This is a genomic window from Microbacterium sp. LMI12-1-1.1 (assembly GCF_040676455.1).
In the GTDB taxonomy this organism is placed as follows: Bacteria; Actinomycetota; Actinomycetes; order Actinomycetales; family Microbacteriaceae; genus Microbacterium.
The window spans coordinates 1,357,162-1,373,940 of sequence record NZ_JBEGIA010000001.1 but is presented as its reverse complement, the minus strand read 5'-3'; the positions used below and the strand labels follow the sequence as shown (position 1 = coordinate 1,373,940).

Here is a 16,779-nt window from a genome sequence, read left to right as displayed (position 1 = left end):
CCGCGTCACGTCACCGCGTCCCGCGCGGGCATCGAGATTGGTCAACCGGTGTTACAGTTGCCGACGAGATCGTTCGTGACGCCGCGGCGAAAGGGAAGTCGACGATGACGCAGATTCCGAGCGGGAGCACCCGCCCGACGAACCGCCCCGCCCACTCCTGGAGCCTCGGCGAGACGCCCTGGCAGCAGATCCCGCCGGTCGGCCGGCCGCGTGCGCGCGTCATCATCGACAACGACTTCGCGGGCGACCCCGACGACCTCTACCAGCTCGTGCATCACCTGCTCTCGCCGAGCGTCGACATCCGGCTCGTGGTGGCTTCGCACCTGCGCGCGGACGACCCGTTCGACCCGTCCGGCCGCAGCGCGCAGAACGCCGAGGCCGTCGTCCGCGACGTCTTCTCCCGCATGGGACTCACGTCGACCGAGGTCATCGTCGCGGGGTCGGACGAGCCGCTGCCGGACCGCTCGACTCCGCGGCCAGCCCCTGCCGTCGACGCGATCATCGCCGAGGCACTGCGCGACGACGTCTCGAGCCCGCTGTTCTACGTCGCCGGCGGCGGTCTGACCGACATCGCCTCGGCGTACCTCACCGAGCCGCGGATCGCCGAACGCCTGACGCTCGTGTGGATCGGCGGCGCCGAGCACGAGGGGCTCGCCGTGCCCCCGCCCAACCCCATGCCGATCGAGTACAACCTGCTCATCGACCCGGTCGCCGGGCAGGTCGTGTTCAACGACTCGACGATCCCGCTGTGGCAGGTGGCGCGGGACGTCTACCGGCAGTGCCTCGTGTCGGATGCCGAGCTGCGCGTCCGCGTGGCGACGGCGGGTCCGCTCGGCCGCTACCTCTACGACGAGGTCGCGTACGTGTGCGCGATGGTCGCCCCGCACCTGGGCGGCGCGTCGGAGACGTACGCCCTCGGCGACTCGCCGCTGGTGCTGCTCACCGCGCTGCAGTCGGTGTTCGAGCCCGATCCGTCCTCGAGCCGGTACGTCCAGCGACCCACGCCCGCGCTCAGCGAGGACGGCGCCTACGGCGACGTCGCCGGCGCCCGCCCGATGCGGGTCTACACCTGGGTCGACACGCGGCTGATGTTCGAGGACATGTATCTGAAGCTCGCCGAGTTCGAGCGGTGGCAGGGAGGTCTCTCGTGACCACGACGACGACCACGGCGCGGCCGCGGACGATCATCACCGCGGATCCCGAGCTCGACGACCTCAACTCGATGATCCGGCTGCTGCTGTACAGCAACGAGCTCGAGATCGAGGGCCTGATCTATGCGAGCAGCCGGTTCCACTGGCGCGGCGATGGGGCGGGCACGACGTTCTTCCTCCCCGACCGCGAGTACGACGAGCCGCAGACCGCGTGGCGGTGGGCGCCCGGCGAGAGGTTCATCGACGACGCGGTCGACGCGTATGCGGAGGTGCACCCGAACCTGGTCGTGCACGACCCCCGCTACCCCAGCCCCGAGCGGCTGCGGTCGGTGATCCGCGAGGGCAACGTCGCGTTCGAGGGTGACATCTCGCAGGAGTCGCCCGGTTCGCGGCTCATCGCCGACGCGCTGCTGGACGATCGCCCCGGGCCGCTGTTCCTGCAGCTGTGGGCGGGGCCCAGCACCGTCGCCCGCGCCCTGCTCTCCATCGAGGAGCGCTTCCGCGGGTCGGACGACTGGGAGAGGGTGCGTGCGGAGGTCTCGGCGAAGGCCGTGATCACGAAGTTCGCCTCGCAGGACGCCACCTACGACGAGTACATCGCACAGGGCTGGCCCGGCATCCGCGTGATCGAGGTCGCCACGCTGGCGTGGGGCTACACGGCGCGCCGCACGGTCCCCGCCGCCGACCACCGCCTGCTCGGCGCGGTCTGGCTGCGCGAGAACGTCACGAGCGTCGGACCCCTCGGCGCCCTGTACCGCGTCTGGGGCGACGGGCGCCAGATGGTGCCGGGCGACGTCACCGACTACTTCCACCTGTCGGGTCTGTCCGCCGACGAGCTCCGCGCGCAGGGGTACAAGGTGTGGATCGACCCTCAGCCCGCCGGTGAGTGGATCTCGGAAGGCGATACGACCAACATGCTCAACCTGCTCGTGCCCGGGCTCCGCGGCCACGAGCACCCCGCGTTCGGCGGCTGGGGCGGCGTGGCCGTGCGCACGGACGACGGCGACGACACGTGGGTCATCGCCGACTCCGGTTTCGGACGCGGCGGCGACGAGGCCTCCGTCACCCGCTGGTTCGCCGACGCCCAGGCCGACTTCGCCGCGCGCCTGCGGTGGAGCGTCACTTCCGGGTACGAAGACGCCAACCACCACCCGGTCCTGCGGATTGAGCACGGGGTCGACCTCGGAGTCGCGGCCGGCGGCGAGGTGTCGCTGACCGCGGCCGTCGACGATCCCGACGGCGACACCGTGCGGGTGCGCTGGTGGGTCGATCGCGAGGCGGGGGCGACGGATGCCGCGCTCGCGGCCGACGAAGGCTCCACGACCGTCGTGCGGGTCCCCGCGGATGCGCGGCCGGGCGACACGATCCACGTCATCGCCGAGGCGTCGGACGACGCCGCCGAGTATCCGGTCAAGGCGTATCAGCGCGTGATCCTCACCGTCACCGCCGCCTAGCTCCTCGCGGCCTCTCGGGCTCGGGGTTCGAGTGGCACGACACGCCGCTACGAGGGGTGGGATGCCGCGTGTTGCGACCCGCGAAGGATGGGGCTCGGGCTTCGGGTGGCACGACACGCCGCTACGAGGGGTGGGATGCCGCGTGTTGCGACCCCCGAACGGGCCGGGGTCGCCGGGGCGCCGGGGGCGCCGGGAAGGCGACGAGCGCCGTGCGCGGCATCCGTCAGTCGTCGTCGCCCTCGGCGATCCAGCTCGACACGCCGACCTCGCCGGCGACGGCGTAGACGCCGATGACGCGGCCGGTGAAGGACTCGGTGACCTCGGACGACAGGAAGCGGCCGTCGATCTCGGCGAGCTCGATGCGCTCGCCGTCGATAGTCGCGGCGAGATGGAGGACGTCGCTGGTCGGGAGCATGCCGCCTCCGCCGACGGGCCGGCGAGAAGCGAGGTGGAGGACGACGGACTCGCCGTCGAACGGGTGCGCCCAGTCCTGCCGCAGGCCGCCGATCAGTGCGCGGGCGGTGATCGTCCCGCCACCGGCCTCGAGCTCGATGCGGAAGCTCTCGTCGTACCGGACCGCCAGGCCGCCGACCCCGTTTCCGACGTCCATGGCCACGGTGACCTCGTTCGTCAGATGCTCCTGGCGGCGCCCGACGAAGACCGGCTGCGGGTCGGCGAGGGTGCTGCCGTCCGCGGTCAGCACCAGTCGGCCGCCGATGAGCGTCGAGACGTCGGTCGGCTGTCGGCGGACCGCGATCCACTCGCGGTCGAGCGGCCCGGAGAAGTCGATCTCGACGCGCGTTCCCGGCCGAGGCGCGAGCTCCACCGGGGCGATCGACGGCCAGCCGTCGGTCCACGTCACGGGCGTCACGAAGGTCTCGCGGCCGAGCGCCGAGAAGGCGCGAGTGCCGCTGCGCGGCCGCACGCCCAGCAGCACGCAGAGCCACCCTCCGCCGGGGCCGCGCACGAGGTCGCCGTGGCCGGTGTTCTGGATCGGTCGCGGCGTCGACCGTGCCGAGACGAGCGGGTTGCCCGGAGCCCCGGTGAACGGCCCCGTCGGGGACTCGCCCCGTGCGATCGAGATGGCATGACCGCGCTCGGTGCCGCCCTCCGCGATCAGGAGATACCACGCGCCCTCGATCTCGTAGAGGTGCGGCGCCTCGGGGAACATCAGCCCCGTGCCCGACCAGAGTGATCTCGGCTCTTCGAGGGCTCGGTGCGCGTCGAGGTCGACCCGAACCTGCTGGATGCCGAGGTGCGCGGGCTGATGGGGGTCCAGAGCGCCGCTGAGCTGCAGGCCCGAGAAGGTGACGTAACAGGTGCCCGCGGCATCCCATGCGATGTCGGGGTCGATGCCCTCGACGGTGCCCGAGCCATCCGCCTTCAGAAGAAGATCGCCGTCGCTCCAGGGCCCCGCGGCATCCGTCGCGGTGAAGTGCAGCATGCCGCGCCCCATCGCGTCGGTGATGACGAGGTGGAAGACGCCGTCGTGGTGGCGGATCGTCGGGGCCCAGGCCCCGCCGCCCGTTGGAACGCCCTCCACGCCCAGCTGTCCGGGTCGTGTCGCGACGTGCCCGATGAGCTCCCACGTCTCGAAGTCGGTCGAACGGTGGATGGGGATGCCCGGCAGGTACTCGAACGTCGAGGTGGCGAGGTAGTAGACGCCGTCGACCGCGACGACGCTGGGGTCGGGGTGGAAGCCGTTGACGAGGGGGTTGTACAGCGTGGTCACGGGGTGCTCCGGGTTCGAGAGGACGAGGGCGGGTTCAGGACGAGAGCAGGATGCCGAGCTCCCGGGCGAGCGCGACGGCGCGCGGGTCCGCGCCACCCGGCCACGCGCCGCGCGCGATGGTCCAGGCGAAGGCGATGCCGGTGTCAGGGTCGACGCACGCCAGCGCGCCCATGGCGCCGTCGTGGCCGAACGCGCGCGGACCGCCGAACGGGACCGTCGACGTCGACTTCTGGAAGATGATCGCGTGTGCACGGTCGGTCAGGCCCAGCACCTCGTCGAAGCCGTGGACCTGCTGCTGCCCGATCTGCGCCACGGTGTCGGCCGAGAGGAACGGCGCGGTGCCGTCGACGCCGGTGACGGCAGCGGCGAAGAGGCGCGCGAGTCCGCGGGCGGTGCCCGTGCCCGAGCCGGCGGGGTGGCCATATCGCCAGCTCGCCTCGTGGTTCGCGAGATCGACCTGCGGCCCCGGGGTCACCCACGTGTGGAGACCGATGGCGGTCGGCTGCATCGCCGTCGTGTCGGAGACGGGACGGATCATCGGCAGGACCGGCACCAGTCGCTCCTCGTGGCCGGCCGGCAGGCCGAGGAAGAAGTCGATGCTGTGCGGCGCGCGGATCTCCCGCTCGTAGAACTCGTGCAGCGAGCGCCCGCTGACCCGGTACACGAGCTCCGAGCCGAGGTTGCCGATCGTCACCGCGTGGTAGCCGAACGCACTTCCCGGCTGCCAGAACGCCCACGTCTCCGCGAGCCGGTCGGCGGCGGCGTGGTCGTCGAGCAGTTCCTCCCACGTCAGCGGCGGCGTCGCCTGCGGAAGACCCGCCTGGTGCGAGAGCAGCTGCCGCACCGTGACGCGGTCCTTGCCCTTCGCGGCGAACTCCGGCCAGTAGTGTGCGACGCGCTCATCGAGATCCAGCTCGCCCCGCTCGACCAGGAGGCCGATGGACAGCCCGATCGTGTTCTTCGTCACGGAGTAGGGCACCATGACCGATTGCTCGGCCAGGTGCGGCCCGCCCCAGGCGTCGAGGACGGGTTCACCCTGGTGGAACGCCGCGACCTGGAAGGAGAGATCAGGGTCGGCCGCGAGGAAGCCGTCGAGGCGGGCGACGATCTCGTCCAGGCGCCCGTCAGCGCGTCCCTGCAGGTTCTCGGTGGTGACGTCGTGCATCGCGGTCCTCTCGTCGGCGAAGGTCCGGCCGCTACTGCGCGGCCGTCCAGTTCACGGTAAGCGGAAGGTCGGCGACCGAGGCGCCGGCGCGCAGCGTGTAGTCGCCCGGCTCGACGACCCACTCGCCGGCCCAGTGCGCGAGGCGTCGCGACGGCACGGGGATCGCGGCGGTCACGGTCTCGCCGGCGGCGGCGTGCACGGTCGCGAAACCGACGAGCCAGCGCGCGGGGCGTTCGACGGCGGAGTCCGCTCGCTCGGCGTACACCTGCACGACCTGCTTGCCGTCACGGTCGCCGGTGTTCGCGAGCGTCACCTCGACGGCGTCGCCCACGCGCTGCGCGGTGCCCCACGACCAGGTCGTGTAGCCGAGGCCGTGGCCGAACGGGAACGCAGGCTCGGCATCCGCCTTCAGCCACGCGCGGTAGCCGATGTGCAGGCCCTCGCGGTAGTCGAGGCGACCGTCGGTGGGGACCACCTCGGTGACCGGAACGTCCGCGAGGGCGGCCGGCCACGTGGTGGGCAGGCGCCCGCCCGGCTCGGCGGCGCCGGTGAGCACGTCGGCGACGGCGTGGCCGAACTCCTGCCCGCCGAAGTAGCCCTGCACGATCGCGGCGACCTCGCCGGCCCACGGCAGCACGACGGGCGAGCCGGCGTTGATGACGACCACCGTCGGGGTCCCGGTCGCGGCGACCGCGCGCACCAGGTCGTCCTGGTGGCCGGGCAGATCGAGGCTGGTGCGGTCGTATCCCTCCGACTCGACCTTCGCGTTGGTGCCGACGACGACGATCGCGACATCGGATGCCGCGGCCTCCGCTACCGCGCGGGCGATGAGCTCCTCGGGATCGGTGCGCTCGGGGGCGATGCCGAGCGTGGCGCTGAGCGCTCCCGACAGCGCACCGGCGGCGGCGCGGGTGAACTCCACGCGCACCGCCGTCTCGCGGCCGGCTTCGACGGCCACCGTCGCAGTGATCGACGGCGGGTTGAGGAACGCGGCGCCGAGGTCGGAGCCCTCGATGACGGGTGCGTCGTCGAGCACGAGGCGCTCGTCGACGAACAGCCGGCCCGGGTTCGCGCCCGCGAAGCCGAGCTCGATGTCGCCGGTCTCGACCGGGGTGTACAGCGTCTCGAAGACCACTGTGGCGCTCGCCGCGATGGGTGCGTCGCCGCCGAACCAGACGAGGGCGGTCGAGCGACGGTTCTCGGCGAAGAGCTCGGTGCCGTCGGCGTCGAAGAACGCGACGCGCATGCCCGCCTCACCCGTCGCCGGATTGCGCAGCTGCACGAGCGGGATCTCGGCGACGCCCTCCTGCACGACGGCGCCGATCTCGTACCGCACGTCGGCGCCCGGAAGGGCGGCGCGGATCGCGTCGAGGGGCGAGACGACGGCCTCGGGGATCACCGTGGCGCTGCCGCCGCCCTGCGTCCGGGCCTCGCGTGCGTTCTGCCCGATGACGGCGACGCGACCCAGGGTGGCGACATCCAGCGGGAGGACACCCGCGTTGTGCAGCAGCACGGCGCCCTCGATCGCCGCGGCGCGCGCGAAGGCAAGGCCGTCGAGCGGCGCGGGCTCCACCGGCGTCGCGTCGCCGAGCGCGCCGACGCGCTCCGCGAGCAGCAGCAGGCGCAGCACCTTGCGGTCGAGGTCGGCCTCGTTGAGGCGTCCGTCGCGGATCGCCCCGACGAGGTCCGCCCACGCGGGGGCGGGGCCGGGCATCGCGAGGTCCTGCGCGGCGGGAACCGAGTCGAGTGAGCGCACCGCGGTCCAGTCGCTGATCACGACGCCGTCGAAGCCCCACTCGGAGTTGAGCGGCGTCTCGAGCAGATCGTTCTCGGTCATCGTCACGCCGTCGACGGCGTTGTAGGCGCTCATGAGGGTCCAGGCGCCCGCTTCGACCGCGCGTTCGAACGGCACGAGGTACAGCTCGCGCAGCGCCCGCTCGTCGACGCGGACGTCGGCGGTGAAGCGGTCGGTCTCGGAGTCGTTGGCGACGTAGTGCTTGGGGGTCGCGGCGACGCCGTTCTCTTGCAGACCACGAACGTACGCCGCCGCGAGCTCTGCGCTCAGCTCCGGATCCTCGCTGAAGCACTCGAAGTGCCGCCCGCCGAGCGGCGAGCGGTGAAGGTTGATGGTCGGACCGAGCACGACGTCGACACCCTTGCGGCGGGCCTCGGATGCCGCGGCCGCCCCGTACCGGTATGCCAGGTCGACGTCCCACGACGCGGCCAGCGCCGACCCCGACGGCAGGTTCAGCGACGGCTCGCGCTCGTCCCAGCGCGGACCGCGAACCCCGGCCGGACCGTCCGATAGCGTCATCGCGCGCAGCCCGATCTCGGGAAGCGGGACGGTGGTCCAGAAGCCGGCGCCCTGTACGAGCGCCGACTTCTGCTCGAGGGTCAGGCGCCCGAGCAGGGGAACGAGGTGGCGCACCGCGTCGGGGTGCGTGGCGATGTCGGTCATCGGGGGAGGTTCTTTCTCAGAGGAGGGTCAGGAGGACGGATGCCGCAGCCCGCCACCCACGGGCCGGGCCGGGCTGCGGCATCCGAGTCGGTCAGACGGCGCCGGCGGCCGCCTCGGAAGCGAGCAGGGCGTGCCGGGCGATGCGACGCTCCTCCTGCTTGTCGGGGTCGGGCACCGGCGCGGCCATGAAGAGACGTTGCGTGTACGGGTGCTCGGGCCGCGACGTCACGCGCTCGCCGTCGCCCGACTCGACGATCTCGCCGCGGTACATCACGGCGACGCGGTGGCTGATGTGACGCACCACCGCGAGGTCGTGCGTCACGAACAGGTAGGCCACGCCGGTGCGGTCCTGGATGTCGATGAACAGGTCGAGCACACGCGCCTGCGTCGAGAGGTCCAGCGCCGACACCGGCTCGTCGCACACGATGAGGCGCGGCCGCAGGGCGAGGGCCCGAGCGATCGCGACGCGCTGGCGCTGGCCGCCCGAGAACTCGCGCGGCAGGCGCCCGCGTGCGTCGGCGGGAAGGCCGACCTGGTCGAGCAGGTCGTGCACGCGGGTCTTCGCCTCCTTGCCGGCGACGCCGGCCGCGGTCAGCGGCTCGGTGAGGATCTGCTCGATCGTCATCGACGGGTTCAGCGACGAGTAGGGGTCCTGGAACACCACCTGGATCTCGGAGCTCAGCGCGCGGCGCTCCTGCCGCTTCAGGTGCGCGATCTCCTTGCCCTCGTACCGGATCGATCCCTCGGTGACGGGCGCGAGGCCGAGCGCGGCCCGGCCGAGCGTGGTCTTGCCCGAGCCGGACTCGCCGACCAGCCCCACGGTCTCGCCGGGCAGGATGTCGAGCGAGACGCCCTTGAGCGCCCGGAACGGCTGGGCCCGGAAGCCCTTGCCCGGGTACTCGACGACGAGGTCCTTGATGTCGAGCAGCGGCGTCTGCGGGGTCGGAGTGCTCATGCCCATGCTCCCTTCTCGGTGGACGGCACTGTGCCCGACGGCACCGCGACGAGCGGGCCGCGGGCGGGACCCTCGTCGAGGATCGCGTCCAGCAGTGTCCGCGTGTACGGGTGCTGCGCGTCGTTGAAGATCGCGCGCACGGGTCCCTGCTCGACGAACAGGCCGCTCTGCATGACCGTGACGTGGTCGCAGAGGTCGGCGACGACGCCGAAGTTGTGCGTCACGAGCAGCATGGCCATGTGCCGCTCGGCCTGCAGGTCGCGCAGCAGCTCGAGCACCTCGGCCTGCACCGTCACGTCGAGCGCCGTGGTGGGCTCGTCGGCGATGATGAGGTCGGGGTCGGTCGAGACCGCGCCGGCGATGAGCACACGCTGCGCCATGCCGCCCGAGACCTCGAACGGGTACGCGTCGAAGGTGCGCTTCGGATTCGGGATGCCGACCCGGGCGAGCAGCTCGAGCGAGCGGTCGGTGGCGGCCTTCTTCGACAGCCCCAGGTTCTTGCGCAGCGGCTCGACCAGCTGGCTGCCGATCGTGAACGCGGGGTCGAGGTTCGACATCGGCTCCTGCGGGATGTAGCCGATGCGCTGGCCACGGACTCCGGCGTAGGCGCGGTCGTCACCGCCGGCGAGCTCGGTGCCCTCGTAGACGATCGATCCGGCGGTGACGTGACCGCCGCGGGGGAGCAGGCCCAGGACCGCGAACGCGGTCTGCGTCTTGCCCGAGCCCGATTCGCCGATGAGACCGTGCACCTCGCCCTTGCGGATGTCGAGCGAGACGCCATGGACGACCTCGATGTGCGAGCCGTCCGGCTGGTCGTAGCCGACGCGGAGATCGCGCACCTCGAGCACCTTCTCGGTCGCCTTGCTGCGCACATCGTCCTGGTGGACGATGACGCCGGAGGTCTCGAAGATCGGCGGCTCATCGAGGTCGACGACGTCTCCGCCGCCGGTCGAGAGCGAGGTGGTGACGGCGGCGATGGAGCCGGTCGCGGTGGCGACCGCGCGGCGGCGCTTGCGCCGGACCGACACCGTCCGTTCGAGCTCGTCGCGCATGACGTTGGCGAGGAGGGTCAGCGCGATGCACGTGAGACCGATCGCGAGCGACGGCCAGAGCATCAAGATGGGCTCCTTGTAGATGTTCTTGAACCCGTCGTTGAGCATCTGGCCCCACGTGGGGACGCTGATGTCGCCGAGGCCCAGGAATTCCAGTCCGGACTGGATCGCGATGGCGATGCCCGCGATGATCGCCCCCTGGATGATGATGGGCGCGCGCACGACCGACAGCACGTGGCGACCGATGATGCGGGTGTCGCTGAGCCCCGAGACGCGAGCGGCGTCGACGTACAGCTCCGAGCGCACCGCGGTGACGGAGGCGTACACGAGACGGTAGAACGCCGGGGCGAGCAGGATGCCGAAGATGAACATCGAGATCCACACCGAGGGGCCCAGCACCGCCCGGGCTGCCAGCAGCACGACGATGCCGGGAAGCGCCATGTTCAGCTCGGTCACCCACGTCGCCGTGCTGTTGAACCACCCCTGGTAGTAGCCCGCGATGAGGCCGCTGGTCACGCCGAGGACGACGGCGACGACGAGAGCGAGGAGGGCGGCGGAGACACTGATCTGCGTCGCCACCAGCAGTCGCGACAGCACGTCGCGACCGCTGCCGTCGGTGCCGAGGATGTGCTCGGCACTGGGCGGCGAGAGCACATTGCGGATGTCGGCGTAGTTGGGGTCCTGCGGGGCGATCCACGGTCCGATGATCGCGATGACCGCCACGAACGCGAGGAAGAGGAGGGAGGCGAGTCCCAGAGGGCGCCGCACGAGGCGTCGCCAGAGCGCCACCCGTACCGGCGCGACGGGGACAGCGAGGGGAACGTCGACAGCGGTCATGACAGTCGCACCTTCGGGTTCAGCGCCGCTTGGGCGAGGTCGATGAGGAGGTTCACGACGACGACGATGATCGCGAAGACGATCACCAGTGCCATGACGACGGGGATGTCGCCGAGCGTCGTCGCGCGGACGGTGAGCTGGCCCATGCCGGGGATGGCGAAGACCTGCTCCACGATGACCGCGCCGCCGAGAAGGCCGATGAACTGCACGGCCAGCACGGCGAGGGCGGGGCCGCCGGCGTTGCGGAGCACGTGGCGGTAGACCACCGAGTTCGTGCTCAGCCCGCGCGAGCGGAGCGTCCGCACGTAGTCGCGCGACATGGCGTCGATGACAGAGCCGCGGACCTGCTGGGTGACGGTCGCGATCGCGCCGATGGACAGGGCGATGATCGGCAGTGTGACCGACGACAGCCACCCTGCGACCGAGGCGGTCAGCGGGACGTAGCCGGTCGCCTTGAACCAGCCGAGGTTGATCGCGAAGACGAGCACCAGGAAGAGGGCGATGAGGAAGCCGGGGATCGCGAAGCCGATGAGCGAGAACACCTGGACGGTGCCGTCGACGGCACCGCCGCGCCGGGCGGCGAGAACCCCGACGACGACGGAGATGATCGCCGAGATCACCGTCGCGCCGATCACGATCGACAACGTCACGGCGACGCGATTGGTGACGCTCGTCGTGACCAGCTCACCGGTGAACCAGCTGCGGCCGAGGTCGCCGGTGAACGCTGACGTCAGCCACTCGAAGTACTGGGTGAGCAGCGGCCGGTCGAGGCCCAGCTCCTCGGCCTTCTTGGCAACGGTCTCGGCGGTCGCGTTCTCGCCGAGGATTCGGCGGGGGATGTCGCCTCCGGCCGCATAGAGGAGGACGAACGCGAGGAAGGAGATCACCGCGATGAGGATGACGCCGGACAGCAGGCGCCGGAGGATGAATGCAAGCATGTCTGTCGCTTCCCGTGGGTGGTGTCGCCCCGCCCGCGCGCGACGCGCGGGCGGGGCGAGGACTCAGTTCTTCGGCGAGAATCCGAAGATCGAGGGGTAGGCGTTCGACGGCCAGAACTCGAGGTCCGTGTTCGCGTCCACCGCGTAGGTTCCCTGTACCCGGAAGAACGGGGCGAACCAGGCGTTCTCGACGATCCAGGCGTTGAGGTCCTTGGTGGCCTGCGCGGCCTCGTCCTCGGTGCCCATCTGGATCGTCGTGATGTACTCGTCCACCTGCGGGTCCTGCGAGCCGAACGGGTTGAACGTCGCCTCGGGCGCGATCATGAAGTTGATCAGCTGCCAGTCGGGGTTCTGCTCCAGCGCCATCCACGTCGCCGGGTACTTCGGCGCGAGCATGTCGGTGATGAAGTTGCCGGTGCCGGGGTCGGTGTAGTTCACCGTGATCCCGATGTCGGCCAGCTGCTGCGCGACGAGGTCGAACGTGGTCTGGAAGGCGGCGGTCGACATCATGTTCAGCGTGAACCCGTCGGGGTAGCCGGCTTCGGCGAGGAGCTCCTTGGCGCCTTCAGGGTCGTACTCGTAGGTGCTGTCGAGCGCCTCGTCGTAGCCGACCGACGTCGTCGGGAAGACCTGCTCGGTCACCGTGCCGTAGCCCGCCTGCAGCGCGTCGAGGAGCGCCTCGCGGTCGAACGCCATGTTGATCGCCTTGCGGACGTTGACGTCGGCCAGTTCGGGAGCCATCGTGCCGGCGCGGTCGAACAGCAGCAGGCCCTGGAAGTCGAGCTCGTTGGCCTCGATGGTCCAGCCGGATGCCTCGATCTCGGGGATCGTGTCGTTGTTGACGATCTTCGCGCCGTTGGCCTCGCCCGCCTTGAGAGCGTTCAGGGTGGCGGTGGGGTCCTCGATGACGTTGATCGTCAGGTTGTCGTACTTGACGACGTCGGGGTTCCAGTAGTCGGGGTTGGCCGTGTAGACGTACGTGGTGCCGGTGACGCTGGCGGCCGTGTCGAGCACGTAGGGGCCGGAGCCGATCGGCTCGGTCGCCGAGTCGGGGTCGTCGAATGTCGAGGGCGCCTGGATCAGCCCCGGCGCGATCGACAGCAGGTTGACCAGCGACGGGTCGGGCGCGGGCTGGGTGATCGTGACGGTGGTGGCGTCGACGGCCGCGAACTCCTTGCCGGCGAGGGTCGCCGCCTGGGGAGCGGTGCCGTCGCGGAAGCGCTCGAGGCTGCCGACCACGGCCTCGGCGTCGAGCGGCGTGCCGTCGGTGAACTCGACGTCGTCGCGGAGCGTCAGCGTGAGCACCGTGTTGTCTTCGTTGTACTCCCACTCGGTGGCGAGCCAGGGCTCGATCTCACCCTCGCCGTTCTTCTGCAGCAGCGTGTCGAACACCGCCTGGAAGAACGGGCTGCGGTTGCCGTACTCGGCGCCCTGACCGATGTCGTAGCTCGTCGGGCCGATGATGGCGGTGAGGGTGAGCCGGTCGGCTCGGCCGGAATCGCTCGTGCCGGAGTCGTCCCCGCCACCGGCGCAGCCGGTGAGGGCGATCGCGGCGATCGCGATGGTGGCTGCTGCTGCCTTCCAACGGAACATCCTTGGTCCCTTCATCTGTGGCGATGCCCCTGCGGATCGCCTACTGCCGGGAGACGCTAACAGCAATATCGAGTGAACGCTAGGTTTTTGGCACAAAAAGCTAGCGACAACTAGGTATTCGTTATAGAACGGAGGGGAAGGACCCCGGCGGGCGCCGATGGAGGCGCGCGAGACGACCCGGGGATACGGTGAGACGATGACCGAGACGACCTCCGCCGCGAAGCGGGAGGGGACCGCTCCCACGAAGAGGCGCAAGCCGCGCGGCGAGTATGCGAAATCCGCGGCCACCCGCACGGCGATCCTGGATGCGGCCCTCGAGGTGTTCGCCGAGTCGGGCTACCGGGCCGGCTCGCTGCGGGAGGTCGCCGAGCGCGTGGGTATGAGCGAAGCCGGGCTGCTGCACCACTTCCGCAGCAAGAGCGCGCTGCTCATGGCCGTGCTCGATCACCGTGACGAGTTGGCGCGCGAACTCGTCGACTTCGATCTGCCCGACGGCGTCGAGGCCCTCCGGGGATTGGTCAGGCTCGCCGAGCACAATGCGTCGATCCCGGGAGTCGTCGAGCTGTACTGCACGCTGTCCGCCGAGGCGACGTCGCCGACGCACCCGGCCCACGCGTACTTCGTGAATCGCTACGAGTCCGTGCGCGAGAGCACCACCGCGTCCTTCCGGCGCGTCGCCGAGGCGGGGCGCCTCAATCCGGGCGTCGACCCGGGCCGCGCCGCCGTCGCCACCATCGCCCTCATGGACGGGCTCCAGGTGCAGTGGCTCCTCGACCCCGGGTCCACCGACATGGCGCAGGCGCTCGCGGAGGCGTTCCGCAGCATGATCAGCGGCTACGACCTCGCCGGTCTCGAGCAGGTGCTCGACGCCCGGTCGGCGGATGCTTCGTCCGTCGACGCCGTCGAGACGAGCGGTGCCGCACTTCCGGCGACCGCAGATGAGGCCGCTGAGGGGGACGAGGCATGATCCGCGAGCCGTTCCTCGACGGCTGGACGGTGGGGCCGAAGCTCGGCGCGTTCGAGGCGCCGACGCCCGAGTCCGCGCCGCGCGCCGTGCGGCTGCCGCACGACGCGGTCCGGGACCTGCCCCGCTCCGCCGACAGCGACCAGGGCGTGCACACCGGCTACGTCCCCGGGGGCGTGTTCGAGTACGCCAAGACGTTCGATGTGCCGGACGCGTGGCGCGAGAAGACGGTGCGGCTCGAGTTCGAGGGCGTCTACCGCGACGCCGTCGTCTTCGTGGGCGGCGACGCGGTCGTGCACGAGCCGAACGGCTACAACGCGTTCGAGGCGGTGCTCGACCCCTACCTGCGGTACGGCGAGCAGAACCGGATCACCGTCGAGGCTCGCGCGCACCGCGACAGCCGGTGGTATTCCGGAGCGGGCATCTATCGACCGGTGCACCTCGTGGTCGCCGATCCGGTGCACATCCCGCTCGACGGCACGCGCGTGACGACGCCCGACATCGACGCCGACCGTGCGATCGCGAGCATCGCGACGACCGTGCGCAACGGCTCGCGGCACACCCGCACGCTGCGCCTCACGTGGGCGGTGACAGCCCCGGACGGCTCCGAGGCCGCGTCGGGCACGGCGCCGGTGACGGTGCTCCCCGGCTCCGACGCCGTGGCGCGGGTGCGCCTCGCGGTCGACCACCCCGCGCTCTGGAGCGACACGACGCCGTCGCTCTATCGCGTGCGGACGACCCTCGCCGAGGAGGACGGGCGCGTGATCGACACGGATGCCGCGGCCTTCGGCATCCGTCGCCTGCAGGTCGATGCCCGGCGCGGTCTCCGGATCAACGGCGAGGCGGTGAAGCTGCGGGGCGCCTGCGTGCACCACGACAGCGGGCCGCTCGGGGCGGCGACGTTCGCCGACGCCGAGGACCGGCGCGTGCGGCTGCTCAAGGAAGCGGGCTTCAACGCGCTGCGGAGCGCCCACAACCCGATGAGCCGCGCGATGCTCGACGCGTGCGACCGGCACGGCGTGCTGGTGATGGACGAGCTCACCGACACCTGGACCCGCTCGAAGGTCGCCTTCGACGCGGCGCCGGGCTTCGCTGCCCGGTGGCGTCACGACGTCGACGCCCTCGTCGCGAAGGACCTGAACCACCCGAGCGTCATCATGTACTCGATCGGGAATGAGATCCTCGAGCTCGCGACGCCGGCAGGGTCTGCGTGGAGCCGGCGCCTCGCCGAGGCGATCCGCGATCTGGACGACACCCGCCTGGTGACGAACGGCATCAACGGCATCATCGCCAATCTCGGCCGCTTCGAACCGGATGCCGCTCCCGGCGACGCGGGCGGGGCCGACGCCGCCGACCCGAACACGATGATGGCGGCGATGGGCGACATGATGGCCGCGGCCAACGCGTCGGAGCTCGTGACGCAGTCGACCGAGGAATCCGCGTCGGTGCTCGACGTCGTGGGGTTCAACTACGCCGAGTCGCGCTACGAGCTCGATCGCGAGCTGTTCCCGAACCGCGTCATCGTCGGATCCGAGACCTTCCCGTCGCGCATCGAGAAGATGTGGGGGCTCGTCGAGCGCCTCGACCACGTCATCGGCGACTTCACGTGGACCGGCTGGGACTATCTCGGCGAGGCCGGCATCGGCCGCGTCGACTACACCGACGCGCCGGGCTACGAGCCGACCGGCACGGCGGGGCCCTACCCGCACCTGCTCGCCGGCTGCGGCGACATCGATATCACCGGGCACCGCCGCCCGGTCTCGTACTACCGCGAGATCGTGTTCGGGCTGCGGACCGCGCCGTATCTGACGGTGCATCCACCGCGCCACCACGGCCGCCCGACCGCGACGACGCCGTGGTCTTGGGACGACTCGGTGTCGTCATGGACGTGGGATGCCGAGCCCGGCGCCCCGGTCACGGTCGACGTCTATGCGCCGGCCGAGGAGGTCGAGCTGCTCCGCGACGGCGTCTCACTCGGGGTCGAGACGGTCGGAGCCGACAAGGCGTTCCGCGCGCGGTTCGAGACCGAGTACCGGCCAGGCGAACTCGTCGCGATCGCGCGCAGCGGCGGTCGGGAGATCGGCCGCACGGCGCTGCGCACCGCAGGAGAGCCCGGGCTCACGGCATCCGCCGAGCGGGCCGAGATCACCACCGGAGGGCTCGGCTTCGTGGCGATCACGCTGGCCGATGCGGACGGGGTGGTCGCCTCGGACGCCGACCGTCCGGTGACGGTGGAGGTCGAGGGTGATGCCGAGCTCGTCGCGCTCGGCACCGGCCGCATCCGCACCGAGGAGTCCTTCGCCGGTCCGTCCGTCACGACCTTCGAGGGCCGCGCGCTGGCGATCGTCCGCCCGACAGGGGCGGGCGCCGCGACGGTGAGGGCGACCGCCGACGGTCTCGCCCCCGCGGTCGTCCCGCTCACCATCTCGGTGCCCGCGTCACGCTGACGCCCGAGGAGGCACCGCGAAAGGTGGCAGAGG

11 protein-coding genes are annotated in these 16,779 nt (G+C 71.2%); 4 read left to right on the top strand and 7 right to left on the bottom strand.

Going from position 1 to position 16,779, the window contains the following annotated elements; genetic code table 11:
- Positions 1-104 precede the first annotated feature (104 nt).
- Complete coding sequence (locus MRBLMI12_RS06490) at positions 105-1,151, top strand: nucleoside hydrolase (protein WP_363354939.1); 1,047 nt, start codon at positions 105-107, stop codon at positions 1,149-1,151.
- On the top strand, positions 1,148-2,605 hold the full coding sequence (locus MRBLMI12_RS06485) for a DUF1593 domain-containing protein (RefSeq protein ID WP_363354937.1): 1,458 nt from the start codon (positions 1,148-1,150) through the stop codon (positions 2,603-2,605). Before MRBLMI12_RS06490 ends, MRBLMI12_RS06485 begins: the two co-directional genes overlap by 4 nt.
- A gap of 223 nt (positions 2,606-2,828) precedes the next feature.
- Here MRBLMI12_RS06485 and MRBLMI12_RS06480 read toward each other — a convergent pair whose 3' ends face one another.
- The 7 genes from MRBLMI12_RS06480 to MRBLMI12_RS06450 all read right to left on the bottom strand — a co-directional run bounded on the left by MRBLMI12_RS06480 (position 2,829) and on the right by MRBLMI12_RS06450 (position 13,335).
- Positions 2,829-4,337, bottom strand: coding sequence for a glycoside hydrolase family 43 protein (locus MRBLMI12_RS06480; RefSeq protein WP_363354935.1), 1,509 nt, complete (start codon positions 4,335-4,337; stop codon positions 2,829-2,831).
- Between the two features lie 34 nt (positions 4,338-4,371).
- On the bottom strand, positions 4,372-5,502 hold the full coding sequence (locus MRBLMI12_RS06475; protein WP_363354933.1) for a serine hydrolase domain-containing protein: 1,131 nt from the start codon (positions 5,500-5,502) through the stop codon (positions 4,372-4,374).
- 31 nt (positions 5,503-5,533) lie between these two features.
- The gene (locus MRBLMI12_RS06470; RefSeq protein ID WP_363354931.1) at positions 5,534-7,960 is read right to left on the bottom strand and encodes a beta-glucosidase; all 2,427 of its coding nucleotides are present in this window, start codon (positions 7,958-7,960) and stop codon (positions 5,534-5,536) included.
- A 91-nt stretch (positions 7,961-8,051) separates the two neighbouring features.
- Entirely contained in the window at positions 8,052-8,915 is an 864-nt protein-coding gene (locus MRBLMI12_RS06465) for an ATP-binding cassette domain-containing protein (protein ID WP_363354929.1), read from the bottom strand.
- Entirely contained in the window at positions 8,912-10,804 is a 1,893-nt protein-coding gene (locus MRBLMI12_RS06460; protein ID WP_363354927.1) for a dipeptide/oligopeptide/nickel ABC transporter permease/ATP-binding protein, read from the bottom strand. Before MRBLMI12_RS06460 ends, MRBLMI12_RS06465 begins: the two co-directional genes overlap by 4 nt.
- A complete protein-coding gene (locus MRBLMI12_RS06455; protein ID WP_363354925.1) occupies positions 10,801-11,742 on the bottom strand; it encodes an ABC transporter permease in 942 nt (313 codons plus the stop codon). Before MRBLMI12_RS06455 ends, MRBLMI12_RS06460 begins: the two co-directional genes overlap by 4 nt.
- A 63-nt stretch (positions 11,743-11,805) precedes the next feature.
- Positions 11,806-13,335, bottom strand: coding sequence for an ABC transporter substrate-binding protein (locus tag MRBLMI12_RS06450; protein WP_363354923.1), 1,530 nt, complete (start codon positions 13,333-13,335; stop codon positions 11,806-11,808).
- 196 nt (positions 13,336-13,531) lie between these two features.
- Here MRBLMI12_RS06450 and MRBLMI12_RS06445 point away from each other — a divergent pair, with 196 nt between their 5' ends.
- A complete protein-coding gene (locus tag MRBLMI12_RS06445) occupies positions 13,532-14,302 on the top strand; it encodes a TetR/AcrR family transcriptional regulator (protein ID WP_363354921.1) in 771 nt (256 codons plus the stop codon).
- Complete coding sequence (locus MRBLMI12_RS06440) at positions 14,299-16,746, top strand: glycoside hydrolase family 2 TIM barrel-domain containing protein (protein ID WP_363354919.1); 2,448 nt, start codon at positions 14,299-14,301, stop codon at positions 16,744-16,746. The genes MRBLMI12_RS06445 and MRBLMI12_RS06440 overlap by 4 nt, the downstream gene beginning before the upstream one ends.
- Positions 16,747-16,779 lie beyond the last annotated feature (33 nt).